The sequence below is a fragment of the Paenibacillus sp. NPDC057934 genome (assembly GCF_042887565.1).
Classification (GTDB): domain Bacteria; phylum Bacillota; class Bacilli; order Paenibacillales; family Paenibacillaceae; genus Paenibacillus_AQ.
The window spans coordinates 84,036-97,183 of the sequence record NZ_JBHVPB010000003.1 but is presented as its reverse complement, the minus strand read 5'-3'; the positions used below and the strand labels follow the sequence as shown (position 1 = coordinate 97,183).

Sequence of the window (13,148 nt, the reverse complement as noted above, 5' to 3'; positions counted from 1 at the left end):
GAAAGAGATTGCCCCATTCTACTTTCATGCAGAAAGGATTACACGATAATGTCGCAACATTTGATAGATGATGTAGATTACCGCATTCTCCAGCAATTAATTCAAGACTCCACACTCAGCCATAAAGAGATTGGACAACAGGTCCATATGACCGGGCAAGCCGTTGGCGCGCGTATCCGTCGAATGCGGGAGCTGGAGATTATCGAGGGCTACACCGTGCGCTGGAATCCGGGGAAAATCGGACAGAATGTCCAAGCTTTTGTGACTGTTTTTCTAGCTTCCAATGCGGCACATCCGGTGTTCCTGGCCTTTGCTAAAGAGGATCGCCGAGTGGAAGAGATTCACAAGGTCAGCGGTGAGGGCTGCTACTGGATGCGTGTGCGTGCGACCAGCCAGGAGGAACTAAGTACCTTTCTGGATGAACTACTGGGTTATGGCAACTATAAGATCAGTCTTGTACTTTCACAAATTAAATAGACCGTCTATATAAAATAAAGCCGCCGAGAAGGAAGGGTGTCCCTCCTTTTCGGCGGCTTTTGCGTTTAAAGGATTCAGTTATTCAGCAGTCCAGCTGCTCCCAACACACGTGCGAGGATAACTGCTGCTTCTGCACGACTCGTATTTCTGTCAGGTGCAAAGCTGTCTGCGGTTTGCCCCTTCATAATGCCGGAAGATGTGAGGAGCTCCACGGCATCTGTGGCCCAGGAGGAGATGTTCGCAGCATCCTTAAAGGAGGCAGCACCCTTTCCTGTACCCTCAGCTGCATTCAGCAGCTTGAGGGCTCTTGCAGCCATCACAGCCATTTGCTCCCGTGTAATGGAAGCATTCGGACGGAAGCTGCCGTCCTCGTAGCCTTGAACAAGTCCAAGCTGCGCTGCAATTTTAGCAGACTCTGCGTACCAAGCTGCGGCTGGCACGTCACTGAACGAAGCTCCGGCTGTTCTACCCGGCTGAAGATCCAGCGATCGAACCAGCATAGCTGCAAACTCTGCACGACTAACAGTTCCATTCGGTGCGAATTGTCCGGCAGACTGTCCATTGACGATCAGTCTACTAGCCAAGCGCTCAATCTCAGCCTTTGCCCAGTGTCCTGTCACATCCGTGAAGGTAACCGGGTGCAGGGCAATCGTGATGATTCCGTTCGCACTGCTGCTCTTCACGGTAACCTTTGTGGCTCCATTCTCTACAGTGAATTCCGCCGGCACATAACTGAAGGTACCTTTCACTGGATCGTAGAGCAAGGCTACGGCTGTCTGCGGATTGAGAACTTCTTTGACGATGAGCGTGCGTTCCACATGAGTCGTACCGAATCCAGACACCGGCACGGAAGTTTTACCATCCGATACACTAAGACCGAAGTTGGCCGGAATGCCCTTCACGGTAAAGCCTTGCTGCTTCGCTTTTGCCGTCAATTGTTCAAGTGTGGTGCCGCTTTGCGGCTCCAGTTTGAACTCAAGTGTGCCGTCCGGATGTCCGGTACCCTTCAGCACATCCGCCACCAAGCTGAGCGGAAGGCGGTATTCCAAATCGCCGTTCTGTACCACAAGCACGGCATTAGGACTTGCCGTTGCCGCATTACGCAGAGCTTCTACGCTGAAGCGGGCGGTACCGTCAGCATTGGCTGGGATCTCGATCACAGCCAGCCCTGCGGCCGTCTTGGCTTTGAGCTGCGCATCATTGTTGGCAGCAGCCGGAGTGGTCACGACTGGTACCGACAGGTTACTTGAACCCGTGGTCGTTCCTGGGTTGGTTCCCGGACTGGTACCCGCATCTGGATCAATGTAGCTGTTATCCATACCATCATTGCCATCAGAAGAACCATCATCCGGTTGGCCTGCGACCGGCTTCACAATGACCGAATACTCTCTTTGCACGTTTCCTGCTGCCACGGTGAAGAGAGCTGTTCCTTCACTAAGAGCTTTCAGCTTATGATCGTCAAAGGAAGCCACTTTATTGTCTGCTTTGACGAAGGTTAATGTTGCTGAATCTGTCAGGTCACTTCCGTCTTTGCCTTTGACCGTAATTTTGACGGAATCACCGACAGTCAGTACCACAGGTCCGTTCTGTCCGTCTGCAAGTGAAATTGCAAACGGCTTGATCGCAGTGGCTATGCCCTGATTCAGCTCATTGATGATAAAACCAGAGGTCGGATTCGATACCAATGTCATCCGCTCCCCACGGATAATCACATTGTCCGCCAGGAGTGAACCTTGCAGATCCGGCGTCACATCAATGCCGTTCGTTCCAGCACCATCAATAACATGATTGACAATGCTGACACCATTCATTTTCATGCTACCGTGAACGATTAGCCCGGAATACGTGCTGTCCAGTGCAATATTGTTCTCAATCTTAATATCGCCTCTAATATCATTCTCCCCGGCATACAGCCACAAGGCGCCCAGATTCACACCATAACCGGAATCATAACTGCCGGTACGGATCATCGTGTTGCGCTCTACAACAGTTGTGCCTTCAAAAGGCTCTGCCGAGAAACGAGTGGATACCGCAATACCGGCGCCGTTAGTAACGGTGTCCTTAACGACGTTATCCTGAATTTTGTTGTCCTTGCCGCCGAACACCACAATGTTGTCCGCCAGCCAAGGCAGTGTAACCGTATTGAAGCGTGCGGTATTGTTCACGCTTGGTGTCCGTTCTGCCCCGTTCACATCCTTAAGCTTCTCATCTGTGAACGACCACATCGCGATACCGTCATCGCCTGGATAGCGAATGTCGGTCTGCTCCATCATGCTGTTTCCGGTGCCAACAGCGAAGTTGATACCGTCCGCCATCAGATTGCGGATGCGCAGGCCAACCATGTGCAGGCCGTTCGTGCGTGCTTGTTCACCGGATACCTGTGTCAGCCACAGTCCAGCCTTCGTATGCTCAATCCATACATTCTGGATCACCGAGCCTTGCCCGAAAGCACCATGGAATGCATTGGTGATGGCTTCATCATCCCGCTCATTGATGCCGCCCTCGATCAACAGATCATAGACGCCAATCTTGCCGCCATGACCCACAAATTTGGCTCCATTCAGCGTTGTGTACCACATGCCAGCGCCGCGGATTTGCACGGAATCCAAATCCAGCAGTCCATCGCCGACCTCAAATTCACCGGCCGGGAACCAAACGCCCGTGCCTTTGCTCTTGGCTGCTTCAAGTGCTGCCTTGAACGCAGCAGTATCGTCCTTGCCGTCATTCGGCACAGCACCGTACTCCGTTACCGACAGGAATCCGGCAGGCTGGCGGAGAGCCGGGGCTACCTGTTCCATATCCGCAAGGTCAATAATATAGGAGGACGCGTGATCGTCCTTGTCTTTTTTCAGCGTAATCTTCGCTCCAGCCGGAAGGTCTCCCGTCAGTGCATGAATCTCATCAAAGAAGCGGTGTGCGCTGCCTTGAGCGGGATCGTTAGACCAAGGGTAGCTTCCGTACTCCCAGGCGTACTTGGAAGTCAGCTTCAACTGTTGTTTGAAAGCACCGTTCACATACATGGACAGCGTCTCTTCGGCTCCTTTGCCGTCAGGACTGTCCGGTATAGAGTAGCGCAGCACAATGGAATTGGCTGGCTTCGCCAATGTGAACTCCACATAATCGCCAGTGTTGTTCAGACTTACTGCCTCACGTCCGGAAGCTTCCGAAGCAATATTACGATACTTACGGGAAGGTCCGATAAGAGCACCGTTCGTCACGGCGTCTTCCGCTTCGTAAGTAATGTATGGCAGCGTCGCACCACGATAGGTTTTGTTCACACTGTTATGAACAGTTAGACTATCCACTTCAATACCGCTCCAGGATGTGCTGCCGCTGCCCAAAGCGACGGTGTTAATGCCCGTGCGCAGCTTCATCTTCACCTGTACCTTCCGCCATGTGGAGGAAGCATTGAGGGAAGGGGAACCTTGCTTGATCCCATTCACATCCAGCTGCGTGGCAGCAGCCTCGTTACCGTCGTTCTTGTAGCGAAGTGTAGCAATATATTCGCCTGCTGTAGCCGCATTAACAGCAAAACGAATCACTTGGTCGCCATGGAAGGCATCTTTACCCGGGTACACGACGTCAGAAGATACGGGAGTAAAGCTCCATTGCGCCGCATCATCTTTTGCCGTCCCAAGAATGACTCCATTGGAACTATGCGAAAGCACTTTGCCGTTCTTGGTATTAACCAGCAAGTGATAACCAAGCTTCTCCTCAAGGGTCCATTGAGTGGATACTGAAGTCACATTCGCAGTTAATATAATCTGATCATTGTCTTCGATGGAAAGATATTTCTTCGTCGCTTGGTTCAAGACTAGCTTGCGACCGTTGAAATCCTGTACTAGCCATTGCGAGTGTGCTGCTGAATCTGTAGATTCTGCGTACACGACTGCCCCGGCTTTTTCCGCGAGTACCTTGCCGTTCGCACCCTTAGAAGCAATCGTAATCGTGTTGGTATCGCTCAGAATCGGTGTTGTCGTATCTTGATTACGCGGCTCGCCCGCAGGGGTGTTGAACTCGGCTCCTGCTGGTTCCAATGTCCAATGTACAGACTCGGAAGATTCCAGCAAAAGTCCGCGTTCCGCGTAACCCGTTCGATTCTCCACATTGACGAACTCATCGTCGTGCTCTCCGAACAAACTCCGAATGGTATAGTTAACCCCATCGGAAGAGAGCTTCACAGCCCAACCGGATGCCCCGCCGGATGCTGGTTCAGCGCCCGTACTCTCCAGGAACGAATATTCTTCGCTCAGGGTCAGATAGTGTCCGGTTGCCCGGTTCACAATGTACTGCTTGCCATTCTTGGCTGAGATGATCCAGTGCGAATAACCGTTATCCGCTGCCGGCTGCCCATACAATACTACGCCGTGTTCATTCTCATAGAGATAATCCCCGCTACCCGCATTCTTAAAGCGAACCGGATAAGACGGAACTGGCGGTTCAGGGATGATTACCGGTTCAGCAGTGAATTGCGAGTTATCCCGTGTCGCTGCATCTGCGGCTTTGCTGATTTTGATTACCGCATGCCCATCCTGATCAGACGCACCGTAAAGGTAATGACCTGCCCATGCACTCTTGAAAGTCGCTGCTCCAGAGGACTTGATATCGACCAACCATTTAATACTGGCCCATACGTCATAAACCGTCTTTAACGTCTGAACCGCCTCGGCCGGTTCATCTTGTTCAATAACACTGCCTAAATGCTCGAGGGAAAGATAGCGGCCAGTGCCTCTGTTCTTGATTTTTACCGCGCCATTAGCGCCAGGAATTTCTTGCAGCTGCCAGATAAAAGAATCATCCCCCGGTACCAGTGCACCGTAGGTAGCCTGACCAACTGTCAGGTCCTCAGCAGCTGCCGCAGCCGATTTCGCGGAAGATGATGGCTTTAGTGCATCCTTCACATCATTCTCAGGGGCGACTGCATTGCCACCTTCCGGATCATAAGTGGCCTCTGTAACTGTTGCGTTCACCGCTGCCAGATCCAGTACAGGTTCAGGCAATGGCCCGTCTTTCAAATACTGGTCTTCTCCGTTCACACGGTTCAGTTTGAAGCGGAACACCTCATGCTTCTTCTCTGTCACCGGAACAAACCGCCATTGCGGGCTGCCCCAAGTCGGATTAATGACGCCATATTCGGCATATTTAGTCAGGTTCTGAAGCGAAATATATTTGGTTGGACGCTCATTTGGATGCTTGTCAGCAACATTGGAGACAACGTAGATGTTATCGCCCGTGTTTTTGCCAGTCCATATAAAACCAGGATCAACATTGGCCTTATCGGTCAAGGCAGAGACCCGGATATGTCCTTCCGGCATGCTTGTGATATTGATGTAATGGCCGGTCTTACGGTTCTTAAACAGCTTACGGCCATTGTATTTCTCCACCAGCCATTGATCGGACTGATCCTCCTGCATATTGCCGTATTTCAGAAGACCGTCGCTGCTCTCATACCAGTAGAAGGATTTCCACCCGTTCTGGATGCGGATATAATGCTCTGATCCATCAATCGGCGCCGCAGGGTCCAGCAGCTGCCACTGGGCTTGCAAGGAAGCTGGATCTGAGGAAGAGCCCGCGTTGCCGCCATTCTCTATCGCTAAGAACACATTGGTATTGCTCACATTCCCGATCGTCAGATAATCATCCACATCATCGGATTCCTTGAAAATCCATTGGTCGGATGTTCCGCTCTCCGCGATCTGTACAGCCTTAACCGTACCGTCACCATACATCAGATAGTGATCCGTTGCCGCATTGCGAATGCGCTTATTGCCGTCAAAATCCTCAACATACCACAAATAGTCCGCTCCACCACCCGCTGTGTCCGGAGCTATGGACCCATGCTTAAGCTGACCGTCAGTCGCTTCATACAAGAAGTCAGTTGCAGCCTGGGCGTCTGTATAGGTTGCCAGCCGAATTGGCTGTAATTCAGAGACAGGAACTATTCTCCACTGGGCACTATGTGTCGTCGCACTTCCCGGCCAGCTGTTAGAACGAACGTCATTATCACCGGGGAACTGCGAATTCAGCCATTGCGGATTCCCCCCATCAGTCATCCCGAAGTTGCGAAGGGTTATGTAGCCCGCTCCATCTCCTGAAGGTGCATTCTCCTGTACCCACTGGCTTAATTTCACATTGTCCGGGTCAATCGACGTAGAGAAAACCCCATACCAGAATTCTTCGTTCTGCTTGATGTAATGTCCAGTCGCACGATTGCGAATCATCAGAGTGCCGCTGTCGCTCGGCTCCAGATACCACTGCGTTGTTTCATCCTTGGCATCTTTCTCACCGTGCAGCACCTTACCATCACTCTCATACATGACATGACCTGGATGTTCTCGGCTTTCCAGCCGGACAGGTGCCGAGTTCAGATCGACAAAAGCCCACTGCGGACTTTCGAACGTAACATTGATATCTCCGCTAACCTGCGCATAACCAAGCTGGTTCTCCTGATGGATGACCAGTTTGGCATCCGGTGCGGTCGCACTGCGAATGACCATATAACCTGCACGGTTCGAAGTGTCTATTAGCCATTTGTCTGCTGTCGTTCCTCCGCCGGAGATGTTACCTGTCTTGAGTGAATCCTCCTTCCCGGCGTTACCTGCAAGCGTAATATAGTGACCTGTCTTCACATTCTTAATCTGTGAGAGACCGTTCTCCGTCACGACCAGCCAGTGTGAGGCTGTATCCGCCGGATTGGTCATTCCGTAACGGACGATGCCGCTGGAAGTCTCGTACAAAAAATTGTTCTTCCATTTGTTCTTGATCAGTACCGGACCTGCCGGGATTTGCGCTGCCCCGGTGCCTCCGCTTCCGGTAGAACCCCCATCGGCCGCGTAAACAGGGAAGCTGGAGAAAATCAGCAGCATTGCCAGCAGACCCGCCATGGCGGACCTGAATCGCTTCATAAGTGTACCCCCTCTAACAAAAATGGACTTCCTATCCATCTTAGGTTGGCAACGCTTACAAAACGATGTGCAATTTTATCCATAAAAAGGTGTATTTGTACGTATCTCCCGAACTAGCTTCACCTATCCTCAGAAACAAAGGACTCTTCCTAAGATATTGACCACCTGTTAGACAAAAACCGGCTGCCGTTAGAAAACCACGATAGCCGGTACGGTTCTAGAGAACCTTACCTCTAACATTGTTGAGGATGTCCTGAAGCCGAAGAATGGCCTACGCCTGCTCAACAACTCCAAGCTTACTCTACAAATTGCTAATATAATCGCGAGATGCATCTTATCACACTCATCGTTACTCCAAGGCGAACAACTTCAGCTTACCTGCACATTTCCCGCAGCGGTAGCGCCTCGGATCTGCCTTACGTTTGCGCGGATATTCCGTAGCACATGCCGTACACACCAGCTTATACCGATATGGGAGCGGCTTACGGGCCTTCGCGCCCGGCAAAGTCTGACAAAAGCGACTGCCACCCACTTGCTTCAAGAGCGCTTTGAAATCCGCGTCACGGTGCATATGTCCCCTTTTGGCCAGATGCAGATGGTAGTGGCACAGCTCATGCTTAATAATTCGTTCCGTCTCCTCGCGCCCGAAGGTCTCCAGCTGACGGGGATTAATCTCTATATTATGGCTTTTGATAAAATATCGTCCGCCGGTAGATGACAACCTACTATTAAAGGAAGCTTTGTGCCGGAACGGCAGTCCAAAACTTTCCCGCGACACCTGCTCAATCCACTGCTGCAGCTCTTCATTGCTCATACTTTCCATAGTGTTCTCTCCCAAGTCCTTTCCACGGGGAATAATATCTCTACTTGAATTGTAACTTGTGCATAGGCTAAACTGTCAAGAAGGAAGACAAGTACGGAGGGAGAATGACTTATGCCGAAAATGCGGTATGTAATTTTGCAGCAACATCAAGAGCTTCAATTCGTGGAAATGCCAGAGGAATATGCTTATCAGCTCAGCGCGCTGAATTTGCGTCTCAATAAGGAGATCGACAAGCTGACTGCTGACAATGTGCCGGACCTGCCAAAGGCGATTGCGGAATGCGATTCCCTGGAACTGCTGCGCGAGGATTACTCGCTGCAATCCGGGCTTGATTATATCAATGTTCTGGAAGGTGCTTTTGCTTCGGTTCAGGAGAAGAAGGATTACCCGTTGATCTCCCTGCTGACCGAGATTCGGGCGCTGCAAGCGCAACTGGAGCAGTGGTACGAAGAGGAAGAAGAAGGCGTACATTAAGATAATTCTTTTGTAAAAAAACGACATCATTTGGCCTATAACGGTCACCTTTGGGCCCCTTTCCCCATATGCTAACCTACGAAGCATGCCAGGGGAGGGATTACCGTGCCGCAGTGGCTCTGTCATCAGATGATGAAAGCCTTTTACAAAAAAGACCGCCGTCAGATCAAACTGCTGAACGAATGCTGGTTCTTTTACCGCAATGCCGATGAATTTCCGGGTGAAGCCCGTTATTAGCTATTGTTCTACTATTCAACGAAGCCTGTAAATGCTGATATCACAAAAAAAGCGGTCGCCCCGATATCCTTGCGGATGATCGGGGGCCGCTTTTTTTCAACTTTGCCAGGGTAGAGAATCCCTCATGTTACCAAATGAGTAGTCTCCCCATGCTCTGTCACTACAAGTTCCGCTGTGCGGGCCAAGAGCCTTGAAGCTTACGAAGCAACACAATCTGCCCGGTATGGTAGGCATCATGAAGAATGAGGCTCATCACCTCTTCACCGGGAGCATGTCCCGAGCCGCCCCATTCGTAAGCCCCTTCCTCCAGCGCTTCAATCACTTCGCGTAGCTGGGCATGGACACTTTTCAACTGCTGGACAGCCTTCTCCCAAGCTTCTTCTCCCGTCTCAGTCACCGTGAAGGTATCATCGTTACTCTCCAGCTCGGGCTGTTTCGGCAGCCCTTTCAGCTTGCGCAGCAAGCGATCCTTATAATACGTCAAATGGTTGACCGTCTCCCAGATCGAATTCCCCGCTTCACCTTGCGGCTTCCAGCTCGCTTGGGTACTGTTGACCCCATCCAGCGCATCGCTGAGCGGCGGAGACCAGTCTTCCACATCCATGGTATAATCCCAATTTTGCAGCAAAACATCACTGATCTTATTCTGCATGTTCTACCTCCAAATCGTAATATGTAACGACTTAAATCAGAAAATAAAAGTTACTGAAAAACTTTAGCATATTTCTATATTCTATTCAAGTAACTAGTAAAAGCGATTTTTAATTGTTACAATATGAGCAAAGCTATGAACGGAAATGAGGAATGAGGCGTGCTTTGGGAGGATTTCATCAATAGTTACTGGCGGGATTGGCGGACAGGAGACCGGAGCAAGGATCGGGACATGCTGGAGGATTCAGAATGGGTCTCTGCATGGCTGCAGCAGCATTGCCTAGAGACAGATGCTCTACCATCTCAAGCCGAGATGGAACAATTAAAGCAGCTTCGATCCCTCCTGTGGGCTGCTGTGCAAAGTATAGTACGAGAACAACCACGAGACCCAGCACTGCTGGAACAGTTGAACCACTACATGGCGTCTGGGCCTGTAACCAGGCAAATCGTCTGGAGTGCAGAGAATCAACGTCATGAGATGACATTAACGACACTGCACAGACACTGGGATCAGGTGATGGCCCAGATTGCAGCTTCTTTTGCCATAGCGTTATTCGAAAAAGAAACCTCCCGCTTCCGCATCTGCGAGAACGCCGATTGCCTCTGGGTCTACTATGATGATACCCGCAACCGCTCCAAACGATACTGCGACGACAAAGCCTGTGGCAACCTCATGAAGGTCCGCCGATTTCGTGCGCGGAGGAAGGCTGAGATGGAGGGTAAGAAGTAAATCCGGGTTTGGGTTTTCTGTAGGCTGTAGGATATGTTTAAGGGGAAGTATCGGGAAGGACCATGTTGAAGCAATGCCGACAGGCGGTTATTGGCATTAAAAGGGGAGCTTGCTTAGCGGACAATTGTCACAACGGAGTGTATCCTTGGCTTTATAAAAGGTCTGTTGGAGTAAAGGCCATTTTCAGAAATGAAATGGGTTTTCTCTAGTCTGGGGGTAGCCGATAGGGCTTGCCCGGGTGTATTCTCAGCCGAACAAGTTGATGAAATTTATGGATAGGTAGAGAATGACTATAAGCCGGGCCAAAAAGGGAGAGGTAGAGTGACTTCGATCCACACTCCTGCGCAAGGAGCGACTACAATTGCCGAATCTTGTTCAATATCTATACTCAGGGACGCAATCCACGCTCCTGCGTAAGGAGCGACTAACGATATCACATTCGTGGGTTCCAGCAGAGAAAGTGACGCAATCCACGCTCCTGCGTAAGGAGCGACTAGTAAGTCCCAACGGTAAATTCCCAGTAATCTGGGTCGCAATCCACGCTCCTGCGTAAGGAGCGACTAAGCGAATAATCACTTCAAAAAGTGATATTTTCCATACCATTATCAACCGATTTACTTTATTACGTCAAATAACTAATTATAAAAGTTCGATTTGTCGAATTATTTATATAAAATACTATAAATTTGGTGCGAGTCTCCCAGGGAAATCATGTGAGCTTAGGGTTCGCACCAACCGATGATATTCCTTCAAAGTCCAGAAAGGTTCACTTTTGCAGAAGAACTATCTTTCGATGCGGCTCTATATTTTTCACGCCTTGTAGGTCTAGAGCTGAATATAAAACTATTCTTGTAAGTAACTAAATCCTTTGTCAAGGTAAAGTATTAGTGGCTTATGAATTGAGTCTGATTATACAGAATGAAATGGTATGTTTGGCTTGGGCTCTCCTGCATGTATAGGAATCCCCCAAATCTTTTCGTCCAAATAAAATATGTAACTATGATCCTCTAGGGATACTTATGAGCAAGATGGTCGATTAGAGAATTTAATAAAGCAAGGATTGATTCCCCATTGCAAAAATGTTATCTTTTGTGGGAATGCCAAGCTCACATAAATTCCCTAGGGGTTCCGCACTGTGTATTAAATAAGGATTTTTTCAATTTTCCATCGAATAGTACGTTAATCCCATTATAAAAAAAGCTATTCGCACTAAAACGCTTTCAATACCTTGTTCCATAAGTTCAGAAAATGCTCGCAGTCACTCTCTACGTGGGAGTGTGGATTGAAATGTTGGTGTAGTCTTGTCAGCACTAAATGTTGCAGTCACTCCCTAGTGTGGGAGTGTAGATCAAACTACTATCTGCTCAAAGCGAGACCACTGAAAAAGTCTCATTTATAAAAATGTGAACCGAAACGAGCCTCTAAAATCGATTCTAAGGCTCATTTCGCCTGTAGGGAATCATATTCGACCCACTAAAGTTTTGATTTATTTTAAACTACCACCTGCTCAAAGTAGGTGGATTTAGACATGAATGACGACGACTAAAGTCTTAACCTAAGACTCAAGTCTTCTGAAAGTCCATATGCTCAAGCGTACTGAAATTCCGACTAGAACTCGTCCTCAATTCTGAAACTTTCGTTCTTTTCCTCTGTAAATTGATTCGCAATATAGTTCCTCATCATTTCTTGGGTTACCGCCCCTACGGTTTTACAAAAATATCCTCTGACCCACAAATGTTGACCCCAATATCTTTTTTTAAGTTCTGGAAATTCATCTTGTAACAAGCTAGATGAACGCCCTTTCAAATATTACACGACCCTACTAGGGGCCAGACTAGGCGGAACGGATAGCAGCAAATGAATGTGTTCCTTCCCTACACTTCCCTGCAAAATTCCGATCCCTCTTGCTTCACAACCTTGGCGGATCAATTCTCTCGTCCGGATGGCCAATGAACCCTCCAGCAGATTGTAGCGGTACTTCGTTACCCATATAACATGGTACTTTATGCCATGCATTGCATGGCTCTTCTTTTGGTATCCTTGCATACTTTCACTTCTTTAGTGAAAGTATTTCCAGTTCCCTTAAAGCTAATAGCGGATATCGGCTGAAGACGGTAACTTTTTTAATGCTCGATCTTGGAAATTAAGTAGGTTTTCTCTCATCTGGTAATTAGTCAATAAGGCTTACTTGGGTGTATTCTCAGCCGATTAAGCCAGTCCAATTTATGGATAATGAGTTTACCAAAATGGGAGAAGTAGAGTGACTTCAATCTACGCTCCCACATAGGGAGCGACCCAGGTACTGGCCTTTAAGCAGCTGGCACCTCTGATCTTTCAATCCACGCTCCCACATAGGGAGCGACTGGAGACGTTATTCAGCGCGATATTCTATTTGCGGACTTTCAATCCACGCTCCCACATAGGGAGCGACCATATTAGTATACCGTGCGTCAATGAGGATAATCTTTCAATCCACGCTCCCACATAGGGAGCGACCATTACGTCATGCCTGTAGAGGACGCTACGGTGCTCTTTCAATCCACGCTCCCACATAGGGAGCGACTTAGGACTATCCGATAACGTGACATACTTCGCACTTTCAATCCACGCTCCCACATAGGGAGCGACTTGGACAAAGAGAAGGCACTTGTGACCCTTCGTGCACTTTCAATCCACGCTCCCACATAGGGAGCGACTTTGGCCAAATAGTAATGGTGTGATCGTCACATGCTTTCAATCCACGCTCCCACATAGGGAGCGACTGATGAGTTTCAGGGGGAGCAATTTTCAAAAGAGCTTTCAATCCACGCTCCCACATAGGGAGCGACACCATCGGTTCATTGTTTATTAC

At 49.2% G+C, this 13,148-nt stretch carries 7 protein-coding genes, 1 pseudogene and 1 CRISPR repeat array (1 of these 9 only partly in view); of the genes and pseudogenes, 4 read left to right on the top strand and 4 right to left on the bottom strand.

Translation table 11 applies throughout. The features are described from left to right. Positions 1 to 48: 48 nt before the first annotated feature. Complete coding sequence (locus ACFVRY_RS07845) at positions 49 to 477, top strand: Lrp/AsnC family transcriptional regulator (RefSeq protein WP_387498964.1); 429 nt, start codon at positions 49 to 51, stop codon at positions 475 to 477. Between the two features lie 74 nt (positions 478 to 551). Here ACFVRY_RS07845 and ACFVRY_RS07840 read toward each other — a convergent pair whose 3' ends face one another. Together ACFVRY_RS07840 and ACFVRY_RS07835 are read right to left on the bottom strand one after the other, a co-directional pair. Then, positions 552 to 7,382 (bottom strand): S-layer homology domain-containing protein, encoded by a 6,831-nt coding sequence (locus tag ACFVRY_RS07840; protein WP_387498962.1) that lies wholly within the window; start codon positions 7,380 to 7,382, stop codon positions 552 to 554. Between the two features lie 349 nt (positions 7,383 to 7,731). Continuing rightward, positions 7,732 to 8,196, bottom strand: coding sequence for a SprT family protein (locus ACFVRY_RS07835; protein ID WP_387499700.1), 465 nt, complete (start codon positions 8,194 to 8,196; stop codon positions 7,732 to 7,734). Positions 8,197 to 8,316: 120 nt separating this feature from the next. Here ACFVRY_RS07835 and ACFVRY_RS07830 point away from each other — a divergent pair, with 120 nt between their 5' ends. Together ACFVRY_RS07830 and cmpA are read left to right on the top strand one after the other, a co-directional pair. Further along, complete coding sequence (locus tag ACFVRY_RS07830) at positions 8,317 to 8,679, top strand: hydrolase/acyltransferase (protein WP_387498960.1); 363 nt, start codon at positions 8,317 to 8,319, stop codon at positions 8,677 to 8,679. A 105-nt stretch (positions 8,680 to 8,784) separates the two neighbouring features. Next, positions 8,785 to 8,916 carry a cortex morphogenetic protein CmpA gene (gene cmpA / locus ACFVRY_RS07825; protein ID WP_139084739.1) on the top strand — a complete coding sequence of 44 codons (132 nt, stop codon included), beginning with the start codon at positions 8,785 to 8,787 and terminating at the stop codon, positions 8,914 to 8,916. 160 nt (positions 8,917 to 9,076) lie between these two features. On the opposite strand, the gene ACFVRY_RS07820 is transcribed toward cmpA, so the two are convergent. Then, positions 9,077 to 9,568: a DinB family protein gene (locus ACFVRY_RS07820; protein ID WP_387498958.1), complete on the bottom strand. Its 492-nt coding sequence runs from the start codon at positions 9,566 to 9,568 to the stop codon at positions 9,077 to 9,079. A gap of 159 nt (positions 9,569 to 9,727) precedes the next feature. On the opposite strand from ACFVRY_RS07820, the gene ACFVRY_RS07815 reads away from it, so the two are divergent. Beyond that, positions 9,728 to 10,297 (top strand): CGNR zinc finger domain-containing protein, encoded by a 570-nt coding sequence (locus tag ACFVRY_RS07815; protein WP_387498956.1) that lies wholly within the window; start codon positions 9,728 to 9,730, stop codon positions 10,295 to 10,297. Positions 10,298 to 11,905: 1,608 nt separating this feature from the next. On the opposite strand, the pseudogene tnpA reads toward ACFVRY_RS07815, so the two are convergent. Continuing rightward, a pseudogene (tnpA, locus tag ACFVRY_RS07810) lies at positions 11,906 to 12,343 on the bottom strand (IS200/IS605 family transposase). Between the two features lie 217 nt (positions 12,344 to 12,560). After that, positions 12,561 to 13,148: direct repeats of the CRISPR family, unit length 32 nt; unit sequence CTTTCAATCCACGCTCCCACATAGGGAGCGAC (it continues 178 nt past the right edge of the window).

Coding starts and splice junctions, on each gene's coding strand:
- ACFVRY_RS07830 (WP_387498960.1), top strand. CDS start 8,317: ATGCCGAAAATGCGGTATGTAATTTTGCAGCAACATCAAGAGCTTCAA.
- ACFVRY_RS07820 (WP_387498958.1), bottom strand. CDS start 9,568: ATGCAGAATAAGATCAGTGATGTTTTGCTGCAAAATTGGGATTATACC.
- ACFVRY_RS07845 (WP_387498964.1), top strand. CDS start 49: ATGTCGCAACATTTGATAGATGATGTAGATTACCGCATTCTCCAGCAA.
- ACFVRY_RS07835 (WP_387499700.1), bottom strand. CDS start 8,196: ATGAGCAATGAAGAGCTGCAGCAGTGGATTGAGCAGGTGTCGCGGGAA.
- ACFVRY_RS07840 (WP_387498962.1), bottom strand. CDS start 7,382: ATGAAGCGATTCAGGTCCGCCATGGCGGGTCTGCTGGCAATGCTGCTG.